19 protein-coding genes are annotated in these 23,689 nt (G+C 74.6%); 8 read left to right on the forward strand and 11 right to left on the reverse strand.

Features of this window, described 5'->3' with window-relative positions; genetic code table 11:
* Positions 1 to 20: 20 nt before the first annotated feature.
* Both GVV04_RS23535 and aspS read right to left on the reverse strand, forming a co-directional pair.
* A complete protein-coding gene (locus GVV04_RS23535) occupies positions 21 to 1,049 on the reverse strand; it encodes an FUSC family protein (protein ID WP_161690450.1) in 1,029 nt (342 codons plus the stop codon).
* 232 nt (positions 1,050 to 1,281) lie between these two features.
* The gene (gene aspS, locus GVV04_RS23540) at positions 1,282 to 2,568 is read right to left on the reverse strand and encodes an aspartate--tRNA(Asn) ligase (protein WP_161690451.1); all 1,287 of its coding nucleotides are present in this window, start codon (positions 2,566 to 2,568) and stop codon (positions 1,282 to 1,284) included.
* Positions 2,569 to 3,026: 458 nt separating this feature from the next.
* Here aspS and lipA point away from each other — a divergent pair, with 458 nt between their 5' ends.
* The 3 genes from lipA (at position 3,027) to GVV04_RS23555 (ending at position 6,495) form a co-directional block, all read left to right on the forward strand.
* Positions 3,027 to 4,034, forward strand: coding sequence for a lipoyl synthase (gene lipA / locus GVV04_RS23545; protein WP_161690453.1), 1,008 nt, complete (start codon positions 3,027 to 3,029; stop codon positions 4,032 to 4,034).
* 223 nt (positions 4,035 to 4,257) lie between these two features.
* On the forward strand, positions 4,258 to 5,745 hold the full coding sequence (locus GVV04_RS23550) for an NAD(P)/FAD-dependent oxidoreductase (protein WP_161690455.1): 1,488 nt from the start codon (positions 4,258 to 4,260) through the stop codon (positions 5,743 to 5,745).
* Between the two features lie 60 nt (positions 5,746 to 5,805).
* Positions 5,806 to 6,495 (forward strand): DUF4191 domain-containing protein, encoded by a 690-nt coding sequence (locus GVV04_RS23555; protein ID WP_161690457.1) that lies wholly within the window; start codon positions 5,806 to 5,808, stop codon positions 6,493 to 6,495.
* 230 nt (positions 6,496 to 6,725) lie between these two features.
* On the opposite strand, the gene GVV04_RS23560 is transcribed toward GVV04_RS23555, so the two are convergent.
* Positions 6,726 to 7,124, reverse strand: coding sequence for an RDD family protein (locus tag GVV04_RS23560; protein WP_161690459.1), 399 nt, complete (start codon positions 7,122 to 7,124; stop codon positions 6,726 to 6,728).
* A gap of 253 nt (positions 7,125 to 7,377) precedes the next feature.
* On the opposite strand from GVV04_RS23560, the gene glnA reads away from it, so the two are divergent.
* Together glnA and GVV04_RS23570 are read left to right on the forward strand one after the other, a co-directional pair.
* Positions 7,378 to 8,802, forward strand: a complete 1,425-nt coding sequence (gene glnA, locus GVV04_RS23565; RefSeq protein WP_161690461.1) for a type I glutamate--ammonia ligase — start codon at positions 7,378 to 7,380, stop codon at positions 8,800 to 8,802.
* A gap of 532 nt (positions 8,803 to 9,334) precedes the next feature.
* Positions 9,335 to 9,826 (forward strand): hypothetical protein, encoded by a 492-nt coding sequence (locus GVV04_RS23570; RefSeq protein WP_161690463.1) that lies wholly within the window; start codon positions 9,335 to 9,337, stop codon positions 9,824 to 9,826.
* Between the two features lie 66 nt (positions 9,827 to 9,892).
* Here GVV04_RS23570 and GVV04_RS23575 read toward each other — a convergent pair whose 3' ends face one another.
* The 4 genes from GVV04_RS23575 to mptB (GVV04_RS23590) form a co-directional block, all read right to left on the reverse strand.
* Positions 9,893 to 10,357 carry an SRPBCC family protein gene (locus GVV04_RS23575; protein ID WP_161690465.1) on the reverse strand — a complete coding sequence of 155 codons (465 nt, stop codon included), beginning with the start codon at positions 10,355 to 10,357 and terminating at the stop codon, positions 9,893 to 9,895.
* 14 nt (positions 10,358 to 10,371) lie between these two features.
* Positions 10,372 to 10,749, reverse strand: coding sequence for an ArsR/SmtB family transcription factor (locus tag GVV04_RS23580; protein WP_161690467.1), 378 nt, complete (start codon positions 10,747 to 10,749; stop codon positions 10,372 to 10,374).
* 1,340 nt (positions 10,750 to 12,089) lie between these two features.
* Positions 12,090 to 13,637, reverse strand: a complete 1,548-nt coding sequence (mptB, locus tag GVV04_RS23585) for a polyprenol phosphomannose-dependent alpha 1,6 mannosyltransferase MptB (RefSeq protein ID WP_161690610.1) — start codon at positions 13,635 to 13,637, stop codon at positions 12,090 to 12,092.
* 14 nt (positions 13,638 to 13,651) lie between these two features.
* Positions 13,652 to 15,073, reverse strand: coding sequence for a polyprenol phosphomannose-dependent alpha 1,6 mannosyltransferase MptB (gene mptB / locus GVV04_RS23590; RefSeq protein ID WP_161690469.1), 1,422 nt, complete (start codon positions 15,071 to 15,073; stop codon positions 13,652 to 13,654).
* Between the two features lie 35 nt (positions 15,074 to 15,108).
* Between mptB (GVV04_RS23590) and GVV04_RS23595 the strand changes: the two genes are divergently transcribed.
* Entirely contained in the window at positions 15,109 to 16,692 is a 1,584-nt protein-coding gene (locus GVV04_RS23595) for a hypothetical protein (protein ID WP_161690471.1), read from the forward strand.
* Between the two features lie 31 nt (positions 16,693 to 16,723).
* Here GVV04_RS23595 and GVV04_RS23600 read toward each other — a convergent pair whose 3' ends face one another.
* Both GVV04_RS23600 and GVV04_RS23605 read right to left on the reverse strand, forming a co-directional pair.
* Positions 16,724 to 19,798 carry a bifunctional [glutamine synthetase] adenylyltransferase/[glutamine synthetase]-adenylyl-L-tyrosine phosphorylase gene (locus GVV04_RS23600; RefSeq protein ID WP_161690473.1) on the reverse strand — a complete coding sequence of 1,025 codons (3,075 nt, stop codon included), beginning with the start codon at positions 19,796 to 19,798 and terminating at the stop codon, positions 16,724 to 16,726.
* A 3-nt stretch (positions 19,799 to 19,801) separates the two neighbouring features.
* Positions 19,802 to 20,569, reverse strand: coding sequence for a type 1 glutamine amidotransferase (locus GVV04_RS23605; protein ID WP_161690474.1), 768 nt, complete (start codon positions 20,567 to 20,569; stop codon positions 19,802 to 19,804).
* Positions 20,570 to 20,684: 115 nt separating this feature from the next.
* Between GVV04_RS23605 and GVV04_RS23610 the strand changes: the two genes are divergently transcribed.
* Positions 20,685 to 21,617, forward strand: a complete 933-nt coding sequence (locus GVV04_RS23610) for a S66 peptidase family protein (RefSeq protein ID WP_161690476.1) — start codon at positions 20,685 to 20,687, stop codon at positions 21,615 to 21,617.
* 4 nt (positions 21,618 to 21,621) lie between these two features.
* Here the strand turns inward: GVV04_RS23610 and GVV04_RS23615 are convergent, their stop codons facing one another.
* Positions 21,622 to 22,503 carry a Vgb family protein gene (locus tag GVV04_RS23615; protein ID WP_161690478.1) on the reverse strand — a complete coding sequence of 294 codons (882 nt, stop codon included), beginning with the start codon at positions 22,501 to 22,503 and terminating at the stop codon, positions 21,622 to 21,624.
* A gap of 187 nt (positions 22,504 to 22,690) precedes the next feature.
* On the opposite strand from GVV04_RS23615, the gene GVV04_RS23620 reads away from it, so the two are divergent.
* Positions 22,691 to 23,158: a hypothetical protein gene (locus GVV04_RS23620; RefSeq protein WP_161690480.1), complete on the forward strand. Its 468-nt coding sequence runs from the start codon at positions 22,691 to 22,693 to the stop codon at positions 23,156 to 23,158.
* A 146-nt stretch (positions 23,159 to 23,304) separates the two neighbouring features.
* Here GVV04_RS23620 and GVV04_RS23625 read toward each other — a convergent pair whose 3' ends face one another.
* Positions 23,305 to 23,679, reverse strand: a complete 375-nt coding sequence (locus GVV04_RS23625) for a VOC family protein (protein ID WP_161690482.1) — start codon at positions 23,677 to 23,679, stop codon at positions 23,305 to 23,307.
* Positions 23,680 to 23,689 lie beyond the last annotated feature (10 nt).

The following is a 23,689-nucleotide window of genomic DNA, read 5'->3' on the forward strand; positions in this document are numbered from 1 at the left end:
CTTCGCCGTCGGGCCCACCATCAGGCGGGCCCACCATCAGCTGGTTTCCGGATGCCGGGCCGCAGCCACGGGCCGCACAGGATGATCGCGACACCGATGCCGGCGCCGATCACCGTCTCGACCCCCCGGTCGTACAGCAGCGACGAGACCGGGCGGGCCGCCGCGAGCTGGCCCATCAGCAGCGCCATCGGCGTGACGAACAACAGGGCCAGACCGTAGTTGCGCCCGACCAGCAGCTCCGTGACGATCTGGAGCACCGCCACCACCAGCACGGTGGCGACCGCCGGAAGCTCCGGCGCGAGCAGCGCCGCGCTGGTCAGCAGGCCGAGCAGGGTGCCGAGGACCCGGTGCCCGGCCCGCACCAGCTGGGCACCCCGGCCCCGGGCGCTGAGCGGGGCGACCGCCGCCACCATGGCCCAGTACGGGTGACCGATCCCGACGGCGGTCGCCGTGCCACCGGCGAGCGCCACCGCGAGGGCGTAGCGGGCCGGCTCCCAGCTCCACACGTGCGCGAGCCGGGCCGGGCGGCTGTCCAGCCGGCGGAGGAAGCCGCCGACGTTGCCGACGGCCAGCGCGAAGAGGCTGCTCAGGCCGGCCACCATCGCGGCGACCGGCACCTCGGAGAGGACGTGCGGGGTCGATGCCACGGCGCCGAACCCGAAGACGAGGAACAGCGGCCCCGGCGGGTGCCAGTCCTGCGCGGCGGCGAGGACTGAGCCCAGGGCGGCGACGACCGCGGCGACCGGCACCGCGACCCAGGCCCGGTGCTCCACGGTGCCGACGAGCGCCCCCAGCACGACCGACGCGGTGAGCGCGGCACCGGCACTCGCCTGCATCGCCGCCCGGGACAGGTGCACGTGGTTGCGCCCGTACAGCGACGTGAACGCCCCGAACGCGGCGTAGGGGGTCCAGCTCGGGCGGCCCAGCACCAGCACCACGAGCAGCGGGACTCCGACGCTGACACCGGCCCGCAGCGCGACCCGGTGGGCGCCCTGCACCTCGCGGACGTGCAGCAGCCCCCGCAACGCCGCCCGAAGCCGCTCGGCCATTCCACTCCCCCGCCCGCTCGCGCGGGTTTGGCGACGGCCACAGGACGCGAGTCCGGGTCCCTCCTTCATACCGCGCGCGGGGTGGCCGCCCGCACCAACCGGGAGAATCGGACCGCCCGTAACGCCTACCAGCGGATGTGCCGCCCGCACCAACCGGGAGAATCGGGCCGCCCGTAACGCCGGGGACCAGCGGATGTGCCCGTCCCGCCGGTTCGACGGGACGGGCCATCGGCTACGGGGTGAGCCGGTGCAGGTCGCGGGGGAACGCGGTGACCTCGCGGACGTTGGCCGCGCCGACCAGGCGGGCGACGAAGCGTTCCAGGCCGATCGCGAAGCCACCGTGCGGCGGCATGCCGTGCCGGAACGCGTCGAGGTAGCCCGCGTACGGCCCGATCGGCTCGCCGCGCGCCGCGAGGGCGGCCAGGTAGTCGTCGTACCGGTGCAGGCGCTGCCCGCCGGTGACCAGCTCCACCCCCCGGAACAGCAGGTCGAACCCGTTGGAGTACGCCGGCCGGGCCGGGTCGGGGTGGGTGTAGAACGGCCGCTTCGCCATCGGGTACCCGGTGACGAAGACGAACTCCGAGGAGTGTTCGACGCGGGCCCACTCCCCCAGCGCCCGCTCGTGGGCGGGGGCGAGGTCCGGCTCGTCGGGCGGGGCGCCGGCGATCCGCAGGGCCTCGGCGAAGTGCACCTCCGGGATCCGCGCCGGCACCTCCGGCGGGGTCACGCCCAGCGTGGCCAGGGCGGTGCCGGCCCGGTCCGCCACGGTCGCCAGCATCCCCGCGAGGGTGTCCCGCAGCACGGCCATGACGTCGCGGTGGTCGGCCACGAAGCCCAGCTCGGCGTCGAGCGAGGTGTACTGGGCCAGGTGCCGGACGGTGTCGTGCGGCTCGGCCCGGAACACCGGCCCGACCTCGTACACCCGCTCGAAGACGCCCACCATGAGCTGCTTGTAGAACTGCGGCGACTGGGCCAGGTACGCGTTCCGGCCGAACCAGTCCAGCGCGAAGACGTTCGCGCCGGACTCGGTGGACGAGCCGACCACCTTCGGGGTGTGGATCTCCACGAAGTCGCGGGCGTCCAGGGCGGCCCGGAAGCCGGCCACCGCCGCCGCCGAGATCCGCAGCGCCGCCGAGCGGGTCGGGTGGCGCAGGGCGACGGGCGCATGGTCGAGCTGGGTGGGCAGGCTCGCGGTCAGCGCCGGCCGGTACAGGTCGAACGGGGGCGGGACGGCGGGCGGGCCGAGCGGTCGTACCGTCGGGTCGGTCAGCTCGACCCCGGCGGGGGCCGCCGGGTTCGCGGTGGCCGTGCCGACCACCTCGACGACGGTCTCCTCGGTGAGCGCCCCGACGGCGGCGCGGACGGCCGGGTCGGTGACCACGACCTGGGTCAGGCCGGCGGCGTCCCGCACGATCAGGAACGTCACCGACTTGAGCAGCCGGCGGCGGTGCACCCAGCCGGCGACCCGGACGGTCGCGCCGGCGTGGGCGGGAAGCTGGGTGGACAGGATGCGTTGCACGGTGGGCTGCTCCTCGATCGATCGCAACGCCTTCGCCGCCGCAGGGCGGCGAAGCGTCGCCTCAGCCCCGGGAGGTGTGGGCGAGCGGGTCCTCGCGGTGCCACCACACCTTCGCCCCCGCTCGCGCGGGGGCCTCGTCGTCGCCTGATGACCGGGGCCAGCCGGGCGGGCTCTACTGGGCGGGCGCCGGCAGGGTCGCCGCGCACGCCGTTCTTCCCGCAGCTCGGGAGGGTCTTCGCGCGCCGACGCCAGACCGCCTCGCAGCGTTCGGCGGCTCTCTCGACTGGCGGGGCGGCGCGCTACTCGGCTCCGTCGCAGCTTTGCCGCAAGCTAGCACCCGGGCGGGGGGCGGGTAACGGGATTTTCGGCGGTGGCGGTGGGCGGCGTCACAGGAATTGGGGGGTGACGGCCGTCGCCTCACGTTCATCGACGGCGGCCGTCCGGCGTAGGCTCGATTCGTGACGATCGAGCACTTCGCGCCGACGACGCCGACCACCGAGCAGCCGACGACCAGCCCCGCTGCGCGTACCGCGACGGTCGCCCCCGAGGGGCGGCGCATGCTGCGGATCGAGGCGCGCAACGCCGAGACGCCGATCGAACGCAAACCCCCGTGGATCAAGGTCAAGGCCAAGATGGGGCCGGAGTACACCCAGCTGCGCGGGCTCGTCTCGCGCGAGGGGCTGCACACCGTCTGCCAGGAGGCCGGCTGCCCCAACATCTACGAGTGCTGGGAGGACCGGGAGGCCACCTTCCTCATCGGTGGCGACCAGTGCACCCGGCGCTGCGACTTCTGCCAGATCGACACCGGCAAGCCGGCCGAGTTCGACGCCGACGAGCCGCGCCGGGTGGCCGAGTCCGTGGTGTCGATGGGCCTGCGCTACGCCACGATCACCGGTGTCGCCCGCGACGACCTGCCCGACGGCGGCGCCTGGCTGTACGCCGAAACGGTCCGCCAGATCCACGCCCTCCAGCCCGGCTGCGGCGTGGAGCTGCTGATCCCCGACTTCAACGCGGTCCCCGAGCAGCTCGCCGAGGTCTTCGGCTCCCGCCCCGAGGTGCTGGGGCACAACGTCGAGACGGTGCCCCGGATCTTCAAGCGGATCCGGCCGGCGTTCCGCTACGACCGCTCGCTCGACGTGATCCGGCAGGCCCGCGCCGACGGCCTGGTCACCAAGAGCAACCTGATCCTCGGCATGGGCGAGGAGCGGGCCGAGGTGTCCCAGGCGCTGCGCGACCTGCACGAGGCGGGCTGCGAGCTGATCACCATCACGCAGTACCTGCGCCCGACGCCCCGACACCACCCGGTGACCCGCTGGGTCAAGCCGGAGGAGTTCGTGGAGCTGCGCGAGGAGGCCGAGGAGATCGGCTTCGCCGGGGTGATGAGCGGTCCGCTGGTGCGCTCGTCGTACCGGGCCGGCCGGCTCTACCGGCAGGCGCTGGACGCCCGCGAGGCCGTCCGCGCCTGACCGGTCGGCCCGGCGCGCGCCGGGCCGGGCCGGGCCGGGCCGGACGACGTACGCCGGAGCCACGGCGGCCGCTGGGGCTACCCGCCCGGATGACGTACGCCGGACGCCTTCGGGGCCGCAGGCGGGGTCTGCCGCGTGCTAAATTCCGCGCGGCCCGGCCCCCCGACGTCCCACCCAGCGGGGCGACTCTTGCCGAGAGACGTCGAAGATGATGAATTTAGTCATGCCCCTGCCACATACTGTGATCATCGGCGCCGGCCCCGCAGGCCTGACCGCCGCCTACGAACTGACCAGGCGGAACGCCCCCGTCGAAGTGGTCGAGACAGACGACGTGGTGGGCGGGATCAGCCGCACCGTCGAGCGGGACGGCTGGCGGTTCGACATCGGCGGGCATCGGTTCTTCACCAAGGTGGCCCGGGTCGAGGCGTTCTGGCACGAGGTGCTGCCCGACGGCGACTTCCTGCTGCGCCCCCGGATGAGCCGGATCCACTACCGGGGCCGGCTGTTCGACTATCCGCTGCGGGCCGGCAACGCGCTGGGCAACCTGGGGATCGTCGAGGCGGTCCGCTGCGTCGGGTCGTACCTGTGGGCGCGGGTGCGACCGCCGGCGGACCAGAGCCACTTCGAGGGCTGGGTGTCGGCCCGCTTCGGCACCCGGCTGTACCGGATGTTCTTCAAGACGTACACGGAGAAGGTCTGGGGCATCCCAGCCACCGAGCTGCAGGCCGACTGGGCGGCCCAGCGGATCCGCAACCTGTCGCTCGCGGGGGCGGTGCGCAACGCGCTGCTGCCCCGCCTGGCCCGCGCCGACATCACCAGCCTGATCGAGGAGTTCCAGTACCCCCGGCTCGGCCCGGGGATGATGTGGGAACGCTGCGCCGCACTGGTCACCAAGGCCGGCGGCGTGGTGACGCTGGGGGCCCGGGCGGCGACCGTGCACCGCGCCGACGGCCGGGCGGTCGCGGTGACCGTGGCCGGGCCGGGCGGCACGCGCCGGGTCGCCGCCGACCACGTGATCAGCAGCATGCCGCTGGGCGCGCTGGTCCGGGCCGTGGACCCGCCCGCGCCGCCGGAGGTGCTGGCCGCCGCCGACGCGCTGCGGCACCGCGACTTCCTCACCGTGGCCCTGGTGGTGCCGGCCGCCGCCGGCTTCCCGGACAACTGGATCTACATACACACCCCGGGGGTACGGGTCGGCCGGGTGCAGAACTTCGGCTCCTGGTCGCCGTACCTGGTGCGGGAGGGGTTCACCTGCCTGGGGCTGGAGTACTTCGTCGACGTCGGCGACGACCTGTGGGACGCCCCCGACGACGAGTTGGTCACCCTGGGCACCGCCGAGTTGGAGGCGCTCGGGCTGGTCGACGCCGATGCGGTCTCCGCCGGGTACGTGGTCCGGATGCCGAAGGCGTACCCGCTCTACGACGCCGGGTACGAGCAGGCCGTGGAGACCGCCCGCGCCTGGCTCGCCGAGGCGGTGCCGAACGTGCACCCGGTCGGCCGCAACGGCATGCACCGCTACAACAACCAGGACCACTCGATGCTCACCGCGATGTTGACCGTGGAGAACATCCTCGACGGCCGCGAGCACGACGTGTGGGCGGTCAACGTCGAGGAGGAGTACCACGAGCAGGCCGGCAGCTCCCCGACAGCCGGGGCCTCCGGCCGGCACGGCACCGGCCGGGCCGCCCCGGTCCTGCCTCGCCGACCCTGACCGGCCGGAGCACCGGGCGCGGATCAACCCCGTTGCACGGCGACCACTAGACTCTGCGACATGGCAAAGCCCCAGGAGAAGGTCTCGTTCGGCCAGCGGCTGAAGCAGATCGGGATGGTGTTCCAGTTCACCGCCAAGCAGGACCGGTGGTTTGCGCCGCTGACCGCCGGCGCGGTGCTGATCCCGCTCGCGCTGACCGTGGTCGCGGTGATTTTCTGGGGCTGGTTCTGGCTGCCGCTGGGCATCCTGATCGCCCTCCTCGCCGCGCTGATCGTGCTCAACCTGCGGTCCAACAAGGCGATGATGAACGCTGCCGAGGGGCAGCCCGGCGCGGCGGCGCAGATCATGGAGAACATGCGGGGCGACTGGCGGGTCACCCCGGCCGTCAGCTCCACCACCCAGATGGACATGGTGCACCTGGTGATCGGGCGCCCCGGCGTGATCCTGCTGGCCGAGGGGAACCCGCAGCGGGTCCGCGGCCTGCTGGGGCAGGAGAAGCGGCGGCTGACCAAGGTCATCGGCTCCGCCCCGCTCTACGACTACGTGATCGGCCAGGCCGAGAACGAGCTGCCGATCCGCAAGCTGCGAATGACCCTGATGCGGCTGCCGCGCAGCCTCAGCGGCAAGGACGTCAACGCCCTCGACAAGCGGCTCAAGGCGCTCACCGCCCGCCCGCAGATGCCCAAGGGCGCGATCCCGAAGAACATGCGCCCGCAACGCGGCGCCTTCCGCCAAACCCGAGGCCGCTAACCCCCACCCCCGCAGGCCGCGCCCACAGGGCCGCGCGCCCGCGCCCGGCCCTGCAAGACGCGCTATTTCACGGAAAGAGTGGCCTCCCGGCGCTGGGAGGCCACTCTTTCCGTGAAATAGCGCTCTTTCCGTTGGGCGGGGGGTCAGGCCGCCCCGGGCGGGACGGGGGCGGGGCGGCCAGGCCGCCCGGGGCGGGGTGGGGCGGGGGTGTCCCGGGTGGGGGTGGGTGGTTAAGGGCGGGGGGCGGGGGCGATGACCGAGCCGGTGAGGCGGTCGTGCAGGCCGCGGCGGTGCTCGTCCATGATCAGGGCCGGGATCACCAGGGCCAGCAGGACGCCACGCAGCAGCGCGCGGGTCAGCCCGATCCGGCCGCCGTCGGCCCAGGACACGCAGCGGATCCGGGTGATGTACATGCCGGGGGTCTGGGCGAACAGGCCGAGGAAGAGGGCGTACTCGACGATCAGCACCACGACGGGGGCCCAGCCGTCGCGGACCGGGTCGGCGAAGAAGTTGGACACCAGCAGGCAGAGCACCCAGTCGATCACCAGGGCGCCGAACCGGCGGCCCAGGGGTGGCGGGACGAAACCGGGGTCGGTGGCGGGGGGCGCGGGATGCTGCGGCGTGGTCACAGTCGCCAAGGGTAGTCAGGCACGCCGGGATGGCCGGATCGGCACCGACCGCTGAATCGGACCAAAGGCGGTAATCTGCGGTACAACGCCGCGCCGGGTATCCTCCGAACGGACAACGGCTGGCGACTGACCGGCGAAGATGACGCAGCGCGAGCGACGTAACACGACAGAAACACTCAAGATACGGCCGGGCAACCGCGCGGTCATAGCGTCGCCAGGAGCCAGCCACCCCGTGGACGTGCCAGGAGGACGTGTGTTCGCCAATCCCGAGGAACTCCTGCGATACCTCAAGAACGAGGACGTAAAGTTCGTCGACGTACGTTTCTGTGACCTGCCCGGCGTGATGCAGCACTTCAACCTGCCGGTGGAGTCCTTCGACGACAGCGTCTTCAACGACGGTCTCGCCTTCGACGGGTCGTCGATCCGCGGCTTCCAGACGATCCACGAGTCGGACATGCTCCTGCTCCCGGATGTCGCCAGCGCCTTCATCGACCCCTTCCGCGCGCAGAAGACCCTCGCGCTGAACTTCTTCGTCCACGACCCGTTCACCCGCGAGGCGTACTCCCGGGACCCGCGGAACGTGGCGAAGAAGGCCGAGGCGTACCTCGCGGCGAGCGGCATCGCCGACACCGCGTACTTCGGCGCCGAGGCCGAGTTCTACATCTTCGACTCGATCCGCCACGAGACCTCGGCGCACCAGTCGTTCTACTACATCGACTCGATCGAGGGCGCCTGGAACAGCGGCCGCGAGGAGCCGGGCGGCAACCGCGGGTACAAAACCCCGTACAAGGGCGGATATTTCCCGGTGCCGCCGGTCGACCACTACGCCGACCTGCGCGACAGCATGGTCCGCCGCCTGGTCGACGCCGGCTTCACCGTGGAGCGGTCGCACCACGAGGTCGGCACCGCCGGCCAGTCGGAGATCAACTACAAGTTCTCCACGCTGCTCCAGTCGGCCGACCAGCTCCAGCTCTTCAAGTACCTGATCAAGAACGAGGCCTGGGTCAACGGCAAGACGGCCACGTTCATGCCGAAGCCGCTCTTCGGCGACAACGGCTCGGGCATGCACACCCACCAGAGCCTGTGGCTGAACGGTGAGCCCCTGTTCTACGACGAGACCGGTTACGCCGGCCTGTCCGACATGGCCCGCTGGTACATCGGCGGCCTGCTGCACCACGCCCCGTCGCTGCTGGCCTTCACCAACCCGACGGTCAACTCGTACCGCCGCCTGGTGCCCGGCTACGAGGCCCCGGTCAACCTGGTCTACTCGCAGCGCAACCGGTCCGCCTGCACCCGCATCCCGGTGACCGGCAGCAACGCGAAGGCCAAGCGCGTCGAGTTCCGGGTGCCGGACCCGTCGAGCAACCCGTACCTCGCCTTCTCGGCGATGATGATGGCCGGCCTGGACGGCATCAAGAGCAAGATCGAGCCGCCGGAGCCGATCGACAAGGACCTGTACGACCTGCCGCCGGAGGAGTGGGGCTCGGTCAAGCAGGTTCCGGGCTCGCTGCCCGAGGTGCTCGACGCGCTCGAGGCCGACCACGACTATCTGCTCGACGGCGGCGTGTTCACGCCGGACCTGATCTCCACCTGGGTGGGCTGGAAGCGGGCCAACGAGGTCGACCCGGTGCGCCTGCGCCCGACCCCGCACGAGTTCGCGATGTACTTCGACTGCTGAGACCTCGGGTCAGCACGCTCCTCCAGCACCGGCCGGGCCGGCTCCGCAGCACGCGGGGCCGGCCCGGCCGCCTTTTGCCCGTCGCCCGATGCGCCGCCCCAGATGCACCGCCCTCCGCCGGGCCGCCGCCCGGTCGGGCACCGCACGCCTGGCGGGAGGGCTGGCATGAGCGGGAGCGAAGGGGCTCGCGCGGGCGAGCTGGAGCGCCGCTACTGGCGGCTGCTGTGGGCGTACCCGTCGGCGTACCGGCGGGACCGGGGTGCCGAGCTCGTCGGCACGTACCTCGATCTCGCGAGCGAGGGCCGGCGTCGGCCCTCGCTCGCGGACGCCGCCGACCTCGTGGGCGGCGGCCTCCGCGAGCGGCTGCGGGCCGCCGGCACCGCCGGCCTGCTTTCCGGGGTACGCCTCGCGGCCGTCCTCGCCTTCCCCACCGCAGCCGCCCTCGCGGCCGGGTGGTCGGTGCTGGAATCGCACCCGCCGACCCCGGAGTTCCAGCTGCGAACGTTCCGCCCGTTCGCCAGCCTGGGGCGTGGTGGCCTGGGCCTCCTGGCTGGTCGCCGCCGTCACCCACGCGCTCGCCCCGGCCCGGCACGCGCGCTCGCTGATCGGGCTGGCCGTGCTGCTCACCGCGCTCGTGCTGCCGGCGGCGGCGCTGACCGGCACGCCCCGGCCGCCGCTGTCCGTGCTGGTGCCGCAGCTCGCGCTGGGCCTGCTGGCGCTCGCCCTGCCGGACCGGCTGCCCCTGTGGGTCCGCCTCGCCCCGGCGGCCGTCGCCGCCCTCGCCGCCGCGCTCGCCGTCCGCTGGCTCGCACCCGAGGGCGGCTACGTCAGCTACCACGGCGCCATGGAGTCGCTGGCCGCCGTCGGGGGCGCGCTGCTGATCGTCGCGTTGGTGCTCGCCCTCGCCCTGGCCGGCCGCCGGGACGCCCGAGGCGCCTGGGCGCTGCTGGTGCTGCTCACCCCAGCCGGCCTGCTCTCGGTGCGGGAGGGCGGCTGCTGCCCCACCTGCGGCGCGGCGCGCTGAACGGGAGCGGTCGCCCCGCCCCGCCACGACCGACGGGGGCGGGCGGGGCGAGGCGACCGCTCCCGTTCAGCGGGCGAGCAGGGCGTCCAGCTTGCCGAAGGAGCTGCCCCAGCCCTCCCGGGCGCCCGCCTCGACCTCCTGGGTGTACGGGCCCTGGCACAGCACGAGGCGAGTCTTGTCGTCGCCCTCGTCGTGGAACTCGATCCGCATCTCCAGCCGGGCCCCGTCCGGGAAGCCGGGGACGCCGTGCACCTCCTCGTAGCCGACGAGCAGCTCGTTCTCGACCACCTCGGTGAACGTGGCGTCGACCGGGGAGCTGAAGCTCGGGTCGGCGTCGTTGACCATGACGAAGCGCTGGTGGCCGCCGACCCGGGCGTCGACGCTGACGGTCTCCCGGGGCACCGAGAAGCCCACCGGGCCGAACCACTGGGCGAGCTGGTCGGGGTCGGTGAAGGCGCGGTAGACCAGCTCGCGCGGGGCGTCGAAGATCCGGGTGATGACGAGTGTCTCGGTGGCGGGGGCCTCGGTCATGGTGTCGTCCTCTCTCACTGCTTGTCGTTGTCGGTGGGCGTCTTGTCGTTGTCGGTGGGCGTCGCCTGCGCCTGCCGCATCCGCCGCAGGTGCGCGTCGAGTCGGTCGAAGTTCGCGTCCCAGAACTGCCGGTACCGCTCCATCCAGGCCGTCGCCTCGCGCAGCGGCTCCGGGTTGAGACTGCTGGAGCGCCACTGGGCGGACCTGCTCCGGGAGATCAGCCCCGCGTGTTCGAGCACCTTCAGGTGCCGGGAGATCGCCGGGAGGCTGATCGCGAACGGCTCGGCCAGCTCCGAGACCGTGGCGTCCCCCTCGGCGAGCCGGGCGAGGATCGCCCGGCGGGTCGGATCCGCCAGCGCCGCGAAGATGACACTGAGTCGATCAGTAGCCACGCTTTTAACCACCTCGTTAATTAACTTATCGGTTAAACGTAGAGGTGGCACTCCCTTCTGTCAAGCACCTCCGGTAACCCCGCGATGTGGCGTGCCCACAGCACAGCCGGCGTCGGCGCGGCGCGGCGCGGCGCGGCCCGGCGCGGTCGGGTCGGGGGTCGGGGGTCGGGGTCGGAACGCTAGGGAGCTGCCCGCATGGACGGGGCACGGCCTCGCGCTGGCCGGGCCCGGCCCGGCACGGTTGGGACGACCACGCATCGAAACGAAGGCAGAAACGGGCCGGACGCGCGCACGGCACCAGGACAGAGACGGACCAGACGCACACCACCGAACGAGGGCAGTTACAGGTCACGACACGAAACGACCCGGCGACACGGCACCGCACCGCACCGCAGACAGCAAAATGGGTCTGGGCGGACGGCTACCAGCTCGACCGACGTGGGGACGCGATTGCCCGGCGGTCCCTGTTCGTCAGTTCGCTGGGTTGCAGTGGCTGGACAAGCCGGCGGGTGAGCGGCCGGCCCAACGTCACCCTGTATCCCGGTCTCGTGCGCGGGCGGGGTGAAGCCCAGGGCCCGGGCAGAGTCGCGGAGTGTCCGGAACCGCGCATATCAAGGCCGGTGCGCGGATGTCTCCGGCAGGAATCCGGCCTCGGTAACGAGATCGCACGCGCCGACCTCAAGCGTGCGCGTCGCCACCGCGCAATCGGCCACCCGTCCCGCCGCCGCTCCCGTCCCACGGAAGCCCCGTCCCGCCGCACTGGCCCCGCCCCAACCCTGCGGATCCCACCCCAACTAACTCCACCATCCAGGAACTCCGTTCCACATCTTAGGATGATCGGAGATCTTGGAAGGAAACGGCCCCTGGAGGGGCCGTTTCCTTCCAAGATCTCCCGTGCGGTCAGTCGCGGCTTCGGCTTGGCGCCGAAAATGGCGCGCATGTTCGTGGTGCACGGCATGCGGGAGGGGACCTCAGCCTCGCCGGACCTCAGCTATCCCACAGCATTCTGCGAATGCCCCGGAAGTCGCCGCCACGCCGTCCCCACATTGGGTAGTCCGGTGAATGCCCGCCGGGTTGGGGGTGGGGGGACAAGGCCACGTGCACGCGCGGCACGAAGGCAGGAACGGGGTGGGCGCACAGACGGGGCAACTCCCTAGGGCGCGCGATGGTGTGCCCACTCCGGCCGGACCCGCGCCCGGGGACACACCCCAGGAAACCGAACTCTCTCGGGACATCACCAGACCCGCCGCCCTGGCGGCGAGGACGACCAGCTCCGACGGCAGTCAGGGAGGGCTGACCGTCCACGGGACGGGAGGGCTGACCGTCCACGGGACGGCAGCTCAGCCCCGACCGTCCCGTGCCCGTGCCGACCGAGCGGGGCGAGCCGGCGGACCGTGGCGACCCGCTCGGCGCGAGCCGCCTACAACCAACGCCCACCCCGTCAGCACGAGCATCAGCAGCGTCATCGCGATCGCGCCGGGGGCCTTGGTGAACCGGGCCAGGTTGGTGCCGTCCGGCAGCGTCAGGACGGCGGCGACGGCGCACGGCAGCACGAACCAGGTGGTTCGGGCGGCCGGGACCACCGAGACGGCCAGCAGCGTCAGGGGCCAGAGGGCGTACCAGGGGTGGAAGACCGGGGAGAGAGCAACCGTGGCGGCCAGCGCCAGGCCCGCCCCGAGCAGGGCCACCCGGGGCCGGGCCGCCGCCAGGGCGCGGGCCCGCTGCCGGACGTCGTTGAGCCGGCGCAGCGACCGCCAGGCCCACCACCACAGGGCCACCAGCAGCACCACCAGCAGCAACAGGCCGGCGACCCGGGCCACCGGGACCGCGTCCGGCCGCCGCCCGACCAGCTTCCCCGCGTAGTCGACGACGAAGCCGACGGCGGTCGGCGGTGAGGTCCACTGGGCGGAGTCGCCGCTATGGGCCAGCCCGCCGACCCAGCCCAGGCCCAGCCCGGAGGCCAGCGAGGTCGCCAGCATCGCCGCCAGCACGCCACCGGCCAGCCAGCCGCCGTCGCGCAGCAGCGCCCGCCAGGTGTACCGGCCGAGCACGGCGGCCAGCGCCGCGAACGGCAGCACCACCACGGCGGTCGCCTTCACCGCCACGGCCAGCCCGAGGAGCGCACCGGCCAGCAGCAGCGCGCGGGGCCGGCCGGGCCGGCGGACCAGCACCAGCAGGGCCAGCAGCAGCAGGCCGAGCGCCACCGCGTCGTTGTGCGCGCCGGCCACCAGATGCACCCCGACCAGCGGCGCGGCCAGCGCCAGCCAGGCGGCCCGCCGGGTCGGCACGCCCGCCGCCCGGGCCAGCCCCGGCAGGCAGAGCGCGGTCAGCAGCACCCCGGCCACGGCGTACAGCCGCAGCACCGCGAGCGCGCCGACCAACCCGCCGCCGAGGGTCACCGCGAGGGCGGCGAGCAGCACGAACAGCGGCCCGTACGGCGCGGGGGTGTCCCGCCAGATCGGGGCGACCGAGTCCAGCCACGGGCAGCCGGCCGCCGCCACCCCCACCTCGTACGGGTCGCGCCCGTGCGCGTACGACCAGCCCTGGCAGGCGTACGAGTAGACGTCGCGGCTGCCCAGCGGCGGCGCGGCCAGCAGCGGCAGCAGCCAGAGCCCGGCGGTGCGGTACGCCCACCCGGTCGACGGGGCGCCCCGGCGCAGCGACCACCACGCCCCGACCGTCAGCGCGGTGCCGGCCAGCCAGCAGCCCAGCACCGCCGGCCCGTGCGGGCCCCGCCAGATGTCGAGCGGGCTGCCGTCGGTGAGCTCGGGCAGCGCCCCGCCGAGCCAGCCGGCGACGGTGAGCAGCACCGCGCCGAGCAGCCCGGCCCAGCGGGCGAGCGCGGCCCGCCGGCGGGCGGGGGCGGGCGGGTCGCCGGGGACGGTCACCGGCGTACCCCTGTTCAATCGGCTCCTGCGGCGGCGGGGGCCGGCGCACGCTCGGCCCTGGCCGACCGTACCAACTTGACGACCACCCAGATCAGCAACAGCGTCATCAGCGGCGCACCGGGCAGCTTCGTGTACCGGGCCAGGCCGGTGCCGTCGGGCAGCACCAGGAACGATCCCACCAGCGCCACCCCGGCGAACCAGACGCCGTCGCGGGCGGTGGCGGCGAGCACCGTGAGCGGCCAGATCCAGTACCAGGGGTGCACGATCGGGGACAGCGCGACGATGGCGGCCAGCGCCAGGCCGGCATGGAAGAACGGGTCGCGGGTGCGGGCCCGCCACCAGAGCCAGACCAGCAGCACGGCCAGCACGACCAGGCCGATTGCCCGGGTCACCGGCAGCGCGTCGACGTGCGCCCCGAAGATCACCGCGAGGTACCCGACGGTCTGCCCGACGGCGGTCGACGGCGACGTCCAGGCGATCACGTCGCCCCCGCTCTCCAGCCCGGCGATCCAGCCGAAGTCCAGCCCACCGGCGAGGGTCACCCCGATCACGGCGGCGACGGCACCGACGACAACGGGGCCGCCGTCGCGGACCAGCGACCGGATCCGGTACGGCCCGACCGACGCGGCCAGTGCGGCGAACGGGATCACCACCAGGCCGGTGATCTTGATCGACACCGCCAGCCCGAGCAGCACTCCCCCGGCCAGCAGCGGGACGGGCCGGCCGGGCCGGGCGGCCACCACGGCCAGACCGGCGACCAGCAGGCCGACCATCAGCGCGTCGTTGTGCGCACCGGCCACCAGGTGCACGCCGATGAGCGGGCTGGCCAGGGCCAGCCAGAGCGCCCGCCCGACGGGGACCCCGCAGCGGCGGGCCAGCACCGGCAGGCAGGCGGCGGTCAGCGCCACCCCGGCGACCGCGAGCAGCCGGAACGCGACGACGGCGGCGGTCAGCGAACCGGTCGCCTTCACCACCGCCCCGGCGAGCAGCACGAACAGCGGCCCGTACGGGGCCGGGGTGTCCCGCCAGATGTACGAGATGGAGTCCAGCCACGGGCAGGGCAACGCGGACACGCCCTGCTCGTACGGGCTGATCCCGTTCGCGTAGCTGGCGCCCTGGCAGGCGTACGCGTAGACGTCCCGGCTGGCCATCGGCGGGACGAGCAGCAGCGGCAGCAGCCAGAGCCCGACGGTGACCAGGGCCCAGCGGGCGGACGGTGGCCCGTCCCGCAGCGACCACCACGCCCAGGCCATCAGGGCGGTGCCGAGCAGCCAGGCCGCGATGATCAGCGGCCCGTTCGGCCCCTGCCAGATGCTGACGGGGGTGGGGCGCAGGTCACCTTTCGGGAACGCCCCGCCGAGGTACGCGGACACGGCGAGCAGCAGTGAACCGGTCAGACCCGTCCAGCGCGCGAGGTGGTGAGGCACGCCCGCCATGCTGCCAGTACGGTGGTCGCGGTACGGAGGTGGGCATGCGACGCGGTGCGGTGGTGGCGGTGTCCGCCGGGTTCTCGGCCGTCCTGGGCTTGGGGTACCTGCTCCTGCCGAGGATGGGCTCCGACCTCTCGGCCCAGGTGGCCCGCGCCGACTTCTTCGCCGCGCACGGCCCCGCCCTGGTGGACCTGCGGTGGTACGGCGGAATCCAGCCCCTGGGCTACAGCCTGGTCTCCCCGCCGGTGATGGCCGTCCTCGGTGTCCGGGTGACCGGCGTCCTCGCGTTGGTGGTCGCGGCGGCGGCGTTCGCCGCGCTGCTGGTGCGTACCGGGGTGCCCCGCCCGCTGCTCGGCGGCCTGGTCGGGGTGGTCACCATCGCCGGCAACCTCGTCTCCGGCCGGGTCACCTACGGTCTCGGCGTGGCGTTCGGGCTCGCCGCGCTGCTCGCGCTCACCCTGCCTTCGGAGGCCCCTGCGGGGCGACGCCGGCTGCGCGCCGCCGCGGCCGTCGCGGGGGCGCTGCTGGCCTCGGCGACCAGCCCGGTCGCCGGCCTGTTCGTCGGGCTGGCCGGGGCCGCGCTGCTGCTCAACCGCCGGTACGGCGACGGCCTGCTGCTCGGCGTCGCCGCGGCGGCCCCGCTGGCCGTGACCGGGCTGCTGTTCGGCGAGGGCGGCTGGATGAACATCAGCCGCACCGACACCCTGCGCGCCGCGCTGGCCAGCCTGGTGGTGGCCGCGCTGGTGGCGTACCGGCCGGTCCGGGTGGGCGCGCTGCTGTCGGCGGCCGGGGTGCTGCTCGCCGCGCTGGTGCACACGCCGGTCGGGCTGAACGCGACCCGCCTCGTGGTGATGTTCGCGCTGCCGGTGCTGGCCGCCGCCGCCCGGCTGCCGGAGCGGGCCGCCCGGCGGCTGCCGGCCGCGCTGCGCCGGGGCGGGGTGGCCGGCACTGCCCTGGCGGCGCTGCTGGCCGCCGTCTGCTGGTGGCAGCCCCCGGTGGTGCCCGCCGACCTGCAAGGCGTCGGCGGCCCGACGACCGAGCCGGCCTATTTCGCCCCGCTGCGCGCCGAGCTGGCCCGGCGTGGGCTCACCGGGCGGGTCGAGGTGCCGCCGACCCGCGACTACTGGGAGGCCGCCCTCCTCGGCGACGTCCCGCTGGCGCGGGGCTGGCTGCGGCAGGCCGACATCGCCCGCAATCCGCTCTTCTTCACGACCGTGCCGGGCGCCACCGGCACGGGCGTTCCGCTGACCGCCGACAGCTACCGGGGCTGGCTGGCCGACAACGCCGTGCAGTACGTCGCCGTGCCCGACGCCGACCTGTCCTGGGTGGGGCGCGCGGAGACGGAACTGGTCGACGGCGGGCTGCCGTACCTCACCGAGGTCTGGTCCGAGCGGCACTGGCGGCTCTACGCGGTGTCCGACCCGACGCCCCTGGTCGCGCCGCCGGGCATGCTGACAGGGCACGATGCCGGGTCGGTGACGGTCGAGGCTCCCGCCGGGACCCCCGTGTCGATCCGGATCCGGTACAGCCGATGGCTGACCACCGATCCCCCCGCCCGGCTGTCCCCCGCCGGAGAGTGGACGACGATGACCGTGCCGACCACCGGCCGGTACACGATCCACTGACCGGCGGCCCCGCCCCGCCGGACTCCGACCGTCAGGCGTCGAGGACGCGTTCCATCGCCGTGCGGGAGCGGCGGCCGGTGCGCAGGTACTCGTCGAGGAACTCGCCCGGGTCGTCGCGGCCGAGCAGCCGCACCACCCCGGCCAGCTCCACGCCGTGCCGGGGCAGCTGGTCGCCGGCCCGGCCCCGGACCAGCATCAGCGCGTTGCGGACCTGCGCGGCCAGGGTCCAGCCGGCCGCCATCTCGACGGCGTCCGCCGGGTCGACCAGGCCGGCGTCGGCCGCCGCCGCGAGCGCGTCGAGGGTACGCGTGCCGCGCAGCGCCGGGAGCCGGCCGGCGTGCCGGAGCTGGAGGAGCTGCACCGCCCACTCGACGTCGGAAAGGCCGCCCCGGCCCAGCTTGGTGTGGGTGGCCGGGTCGGCGCCCCGGGGCAGCCGCTCGGTCTCCACCCGCGCCTTGATCCGGCGGATCTCGACGATCTGTTCCCGGGTCAGCCCGTCGGCCGGGTAGCGCACCGGGTCGACCATCGTCTCGAACTCGGCGCCCAGGTCGGCGTCGCCGCAGACGAACCGGGCGCGCAGCAGCGCCTGTGCCTCCCACACCTCCGACCAGCGGGCGTAGTACTGGGCGTACGCGGCGAGGCTGCGCACCAGCGGGCCCTGTCGGCCCTCCGGGCGCAGGTCGGCGTCCACCCCGAGCGGCGGGTCGGGGGCCGGGGCGGAGAGCAGCCGGCGCAGCTCCTCGGCGATGGCGTGGGCGGCGGCGCTGGCCGTGCCCTCCTCCGCCCCGGGCGGCTGGTCGTAGACGAACAGCACGTCGGCGTCGGAGAGGTAGTTCGACTCGTACCCGCCGAGCCGGCCCACGCCGATCACCGCGAACCGCAGCCCGGGTGGGGCGGGCCGGGCGGCCCGGGCGGCGCGCAGCGCGGCGGCGAGGGTGGCGTCCGTGACGCCGGCCAGGGCGGCGCCGACGGCGGTGATGTCGGCGAGGCCGAGCGCGGGCCGCCCGGTCGGGTCGGGGCGGGTCGGGGTGGGGGCGAGCGACCCGGCCCGGCTGAGCACGTCGGCGCAGGCGATCCGGACCAGTTCCCGGCGGCGCAGGGCGCGGACCGCGCGGGTCGCCTCGACCGGGTCGGCGTGCCGGGCCGCGGCGGCGGAGAAGCCCTCGCAGAGCACGTCGCGGGGGCGCGGGGTCAGCTCGTTCTCCTCGGCCAGCAGCCGCAGCGCCTCCGGCTCCCGGGCCAGCAGGTCGGCCGCGTACCGGGAGGAGGAGAGCACCCGGGCCAGCCGGCGGGCCACCGGGCCGGAGTCGCGCAGCAGCCGCAGGTACCAGGGGGTGCCGCCCAGCTTGTCGGACACCTTCCGGTAGTTGAGCAGCCCCCGGTCCGGCTCGGGCGCGTCGGCGAACTCGCTGAGCAGCACCGGCAGCAGGGTGCGCTGGATGGCGGCGGTGCGGCTCACCCCGCCGGTGAGGGCCTGGAGGTGGCGCAGTGCCCCGGCCGGGTCGGCGAAGCCGAGGATCTCCAGCCGGTGCCGGGCCGCCTCCGGGGTGAGCCGCAGCCCGTCGGCGGGGACCCGGGCCACCGACTCCAGCAGCGGCCGGTACAGCAGCTTGGCGTGCAGCCGGCGTACCTCGGCGGCGTGGGTGACCCACTCGGCGCGGAACTCCTCGACGGCGCTGCGGCCCGGGGTGGCCGCGTAGCCGAGGGCGGCGGCGAGCCAGCGCAGCCCGGCCGGGTCGGCCGGCACGGTGTGGGTGCGGCGCAGGCCCTGGAGCTGGAGCCGGTGCTCGACGCCGCGCAGGAAGCGGTACCCGCGCAGCAGCGCCTCGCCGTCGGCCCGGCCGACGTAGCCGCCGGCCACCAGGGCGCGCAGGGCGGGGATGGTGCCGGGCGCCCGCAGCGCCTCGTCGCCCCGGCCGTGCACCAGTTGCAGCAGCTGGACGGCGAACTCGATGTCGCGCAGCCCGCCCGGCCCGCGCTTGATCTCGCGGTCCAGCTCCTTCGGCGGGATGTTGTCGATGATCCTGCGGCGCATCGAGCGGACGTCCTCGACGGCCTCCGGCCGCTCGGCGGCCCGCCAGACCAGCGGGGCGAGCTGGTCGATCCACTCCTGGGACAGGGCCAGGTCGCCGGCCGCCGGGCGGGCCTTCAGCAGCGCCTGGAACTCCCAGGTGCGCGCCCAGCGCCGGTAGTACGCCAGGTGGCTGGCCAGGGTGCGGACCAGCGGGCCCCGGCTGCCCTCGGGGCGCAGCGCGGCGTCGACCGGCCAGGCGACCAGCCCGCAGATGTGGATCAGCCGGGTGGCGACCGTGGTGGCCGCCGGCAACTCGTCGTCCTCGGCGCAGAGGAAGATCACGTCGACGTCGGAGACGTAGTTCAGCTCGCCGCCGCCGCACTTGCCCATCGCCACCACGCCCAGCCGGGGCCGTGGCGTGCCCTCGGGCAGCTCACCCACCGCGATGTCGTAGGCCGCGCCGAGGGTGGCGTCGGCCAGCCCGGAGAGCGCGGCCATGGTCTGTTCCAGGGCGCGACCGCCGGTCAGGTCGGCCGCCGCGATCCGCAGCAGGGCCAGCCGGTACGCCTGGCGCAGCACCGCGATCGGCTGGGCGGACGCGGTGACCCGGGCCGCCGCCGCCAGGTCCAGCCGGCCCTCGGCGGCGGGGGCGAGCCCGTCCGGGTCGGTGGCGAGCACCGGCCACTGGCCGACGTTGGCCACCAGGTGGTCGCCGAGGGCCGAGGACGCGCCGAGCACGGCGATGAGCCGCCGGCGCAGCCCCGGGTCGGCGTGCAGGGCGTCCAGCAGCTCCGAGTCGGCGGGCTCGCCGGTGGCCCGGCGCGCACCCGTCGACCCGCCGGTGCTGCCGGCCGCGCGGCTCTCGGCCTCGGCGAGGCGGTGCAGCTGGCGCAGGGCCAGATCCGGGTCGGCGGCCCGGGACAGCGCGGCCAGCAACTCGGCGGCCCGCTCGTCGACCGGCTCCTGCTCCTCCGGCCGCCACAGGCCGAGCCCGGCCGGGCCGAGCAGGTCGGCGGCCCGGGAGCCGCCGTCGCCGTCGGCGGTGCCGAAGCCGTAGCGGGCCAGCCGGCCCCGGGCCGGTCTGCTGACCACGGGTCAGTGCCCGAGCAGGGGCAGGTTGCGCCGGACGCCGTCGCCGCTCAGCTCACCGAGGGCGAGGGCGGCGAACCGGATCGCGAACGGCTGCCACACCTCCTCGACGTCGGCCATCAACCGGTCGCAGGCGGCGACCACCAGCTCCGGGTCGTAGCCCAGCTCGGCGAGCAGGGCGGAGTCGGTGGCCCAGTCGGCGATCATCGCGGTGTCGGGCTCGATGTGGAACTGGAGCCCCCAGGCCCGGTCGCCGAGCCGGAACGCCTGGTGCGGGTAGCGGGTGGAGGCGGCCAGCAGGGTCGCCCCGTGCGGCAGCTCGGTGATCTCGTCGACGTGCCACTGGAACACGTCGGGGATCAGCGGCACGTACCGGAACAGCAGGTCGGTCTCGGCGGCGTCCCGGCGGCCGACCATGGCGGGGCCGACCTCGGGCCCGGACGGGCTGCGCTCGACCAGGCCGGCGTGCGACGTGGCCAGCAGTTGCGCGCCGAGGCAGATGCCGAGGGTGGGCACCCGGTTCCGGACGGCCTTGCGCAGCAGCCCCTCCAGCTTCGGGAACCAGGGCGCCCCCGGGCTGCCGTCGGGCAGCGGGTACGGCTGCTGCTCGCCGCCGAGCACCACCAGGGCCGCGTACCCGTCGAGGTCGGCGGGCAGCTCGTCCCCGGCGTGCGGGCGCAGCACCCGCAGCTCCAGGCCGCCCTCCACCAGCCATTCCCCCAGGCGGCGGACGTCGTCGGTCGGGTCGTTCTCGATCACCAGCGCGGTTGCCACGCCGTCGAGGCTATCGGGTACGCCGACCGAGGCCCGGAACGCCTCGGCATGGTGCTCCCCGAGACGGTGCCGGCCGGAGGCCTGGGTCTCCGGCCGGCGGCTAGGCTCTGCGGCTGTGATCACCGACGACGCCGTCCTGCGCCCACCGGTCCTGCGCCCCGGGGACACGGTGATGCTGGTGTCCCCGTCCGGGCCGATCCGGCCGGAGCGGGTGGCCCGGGGCGTCGAGCTGCTCACCGGCTGGGGGCTGCGCCCGGTGCTCGCGCCGAACGCGTACGCCCGCCAGGGATACCTGGCCGGGTCGGACGAGCTGCGCGCCGCCGACCTGAACACGGCGTTCGCCGACCCGTCGGTGCGCGGGGTGATCTGCACCCGGGGCGGCTACGGCGCGCAGCGGATGGTGGACGCCGTCGACATGGCGGCGGTGCGCCGGGACCCGAAGGTGCTGGCGGGCTTCTCCGACATCACCGCGTTGCAGCTCGCCCTCTGGCGCGGCGCCCGGCTGGCCGGCGTGCACGGCCCCGGGGCGGCCTGGATGGACGAGCGCACCCCGCTGCGCTCGGCCGAGTCGCTGCACGCCGCGCTGATGACCACCGAGCCGGTCACCGTCGCCGCCGTCGCCGAGGAGGAGACGTTCGCCGTCCGGGTTTCCGGCCGCGCCACCGGGACGCTGCTCGGCGGCAACCTCTGTCTGCTCGCCGCCACCCTGGGCACCCCGGACATGCCGGACCTGACCGGGGCGGTGCTGCTGGTCGAGGACGTGCAGGAGCCCCCGTACAAGGTGGACCGGATGCTGACCCAGCTGCGCCGGGCCGGCGCCCTGGACGGCCTCGCCGGGGTGGCCGTCGGGCAGTTCACCGGCTGCGCGGACGAGTGGGACACCAGCGTCACCGACGTCCTGACCGACCGCCTCGGCGACCTCGGCGTCCCGGTCCTCGGCGGCCTTCCGATCGGCCACGGCCAGGGCCAGCTCACGGTCGGCGTGGGCGTCCCGGCCACCCTCGACGCCGACGCCGGCACCCTCACGGTCGCGCCCGCCGTCCGCTGACCCCTCAGAAAGTCAAATGGGCCACTGCCCCCCGCTCCAACGCGGCGTGGACCGTGCCGTCGGGCAGGACCGCGAGGCCGTGCGGCTCCGAGTCCGGGGTGGGCAGGTCGTACGCGTCGACGCGGCCCTCGGGGGTGACGTGGCCGATGCGGTTGGCCGCCCACTCGGTGAACCAGCAGCCGCCGGCCGGGTCCGCGACGATCGCGTGCGGCCGGGCGGCCCGGTCCGGCAGCGGGTACTCCTCGATCCGGCCGTCCGGGGTGAGCCGGCCGAGCTGACCGGCGGCGATCTCGACGAACCAGAGGGCCCCGTCCGCGCCGAGGGTGATGCCGACCGGCCCGGCGGCTTCGGTGGGCAGCGGGTGCAGGCGCACCGCGCCGTCCAGCGCGATCCGGCCGACGGCGTTCGCCTGGTTGAGGGTGAACCACAGGGCGTCGTCCGGCCCTGCCGTGATCATCGACGGGAACCCGCCGCTGACCGGCAACGGGTACGCGGTGACCGTCCCGTCGGTGCCGACCCGACCCACGGTGTCGTTGCTCATCCCCGCGTACCAGAGGGCCCCGTCGGGGCCGGCGGTGATGCCGCACGGCGCGGTGCCGGCCGGCAGCGCGACCGACGTCGCCGCCCCGGCGGTGGTGATCCGGCCGATCCGGTCGTCCCCGGAGCGGGTGAACCAGAGCGCGCCGTCCGGGCCCGTCGTGATGATCAGCGGGCGGCTCGCCGGGTCGCCGGGGTGGGTCCGCACCGCGCCGTCGGCGGCCACCCGGGCGATCCCGCCGGTGCCGGCCAGGGTCAGCCACAGCGCGCCGTCCGGCCCGGCGGTGATCCCGTACGGGCCGCAGTGCGCGTCCGGCAGGACGGTCTCTCGGATGGTGGGGGTGGTCACGGACGCCCGCCTCTCTCTGCTCGACTCGATCCCCACCCTGTATGCCGGACCGTCCCGTGGCAACCGGTTTGTCCCCGGTTCGAAACCTGATTTTCAGCTCGCTGACAGGGTCGCCACGGCCCCTACCCAGCTCACCCCGTCACTGTCGGTGATGTCATCGCACCCGAGCAAACGAAATGGAGAACGAATGTCCCGCACGATTTCCAAGAAGCAGTTGCTGGCCGGCCTCGCGGCGGCAGGCGTACTCACCGTGGGGATCGCGGCGCCGGCCGTCGCGTTCGCCGAAGACAGCTCGACGTCGACCCCGAGCGCGAGCAGCAGCGAGGGCACCGACCGGCAGCAGCAGCGCGCCGACCGGCAGTCCGAGTTCGCCGAGGCGCTCGCCAAGGAGCTGGGGGTCTCCACGGAGAAGGTGACCGCGGCCCTGGACAAGGTGCGCGAGCAGAACAAGGCCGACCGGCCGGAGCGCGGCGAGCGCCCCGACGCCGCCGACCGGCAGGCCGCGCTGAAGGAGCGGCTGGCCCAGGCCGTCAAGGACGGCAAGCTCACCCAGGAGCAGGCCGACGCGATCACCAAGGCCGTCGAGGCGGGCGTCTTCCCCGGCCCGGGCGGCGGCCACGGCCGGGGCCACGGCGGCGAGCCGGCCGGCAAGTGACGCCCCGGGCCTGACACGCCGGTCGGCCCAGTGCGTCAACACCACGCGCCCCAGCGCGTGAACCACGGCGCGCCCAGCGCGTGAACGCCACGCGGCCCCGCCCGGACCGGACACGGGCGGGCCGCGTGCTCACCTCACCACGAGATTCAGGCGGCGGGCGGCGGCGTGAACACCCCGAAGCGGCTCCCCGACGGGTCGGCGAGCTGGGCGTGGGTCAGGCCGGTCGGCGCGGTGACCGGCGGCACCAGCACCTTCCCGCCGGCCGCCTCGGCCCGCCGGCAGGCATCCGCCACGTCGGCGACCTGGGCGTAGAAGATCGCGTAGTTCGGGGCGTCGCCGACGGAGCCGCGGATCGCCCCGCCGATGCCGCCGTCGCCGGACCCGCCGCCGGTCACCCGGTACGAGCGGCCCGGCGCCCCCTGTTCCTCGAACGCCCAGCCGAACAGCTCCCCGTAGAAGCGCTCGGCCCTCTCGGGGCGGTCGGTGCCGATCTCGAACCAGGTGACAGGCGTGCTGGACATGTTCCCTCCT

The organism is Micromonospora rubida, from assembly GCF_009908295.1.
GTDB lineage: Bacteria > Actinomycetota > Actinomycetes > Mycobacteriales > Micromonosporaceae > Micromonospora > Micromonospora rubida.

Bases quoted from the DNA above. Each gene is read 5' to 3' on its own strand.
- GVV04_RS23535 (WP_161690450.1), bottom strand. From the start codon at position 1,049: ATGGCCGAGCGGCTTCGGGCGGCGTTGCGGGGGCTGCTGCACGTCCGC.
- GVV04_RS23550 (WP_161690455.1), top strand. From the start codon at position 4,258: ATGCCCCTGCCACATACTGTGATCATCGGCGCCGGCCCCGCAGGCCTG.
- GVV04_RS23555 (WP_161690457.1), top strand. From the start codon at position 5,806: ATGGCAAAGCCCCAGGAGAAGGTCTCGTTCGGCCAGCGGCTGAAGCAG.
- GVV04_RS23575 (WP_161690465.1), bottom strand. From the start codon at position 10,357: ATGACCGAGGCCCCCGCCACCGAGACACTCGTCATCACCCGGATCTTC.
- mptB (WP_161690469.1), bottom strand. From the start codon at position 15,073: ATGGCGGGCGTGCCTCACCACCTCGCGCGCTGGACGGGTCTGACCGGT.
- GVV04_RS23595 (WP_161690471.1), top strand. From the start codon at position 15,109: ATGCGACGCGGTGCGGTGGTGGCGGTGTCCGCCGGGTTCTCGGCCGTC.
- GVV04_RS23620 (WP_161690480.1), top strand. From the start codon at position 22,691: ATGTCCCGCACGATTTCCAAGAAGCAGTTGCTGGCCGGCCTCGCGGCG.
- GVV04_RS23625 (WP_161690482.1), bottom strand. From the start codon at position 23,679: ATGTCCAGCACGCCTGTCACCTGGTTCGAGATCGGCACCGACCGCCCC.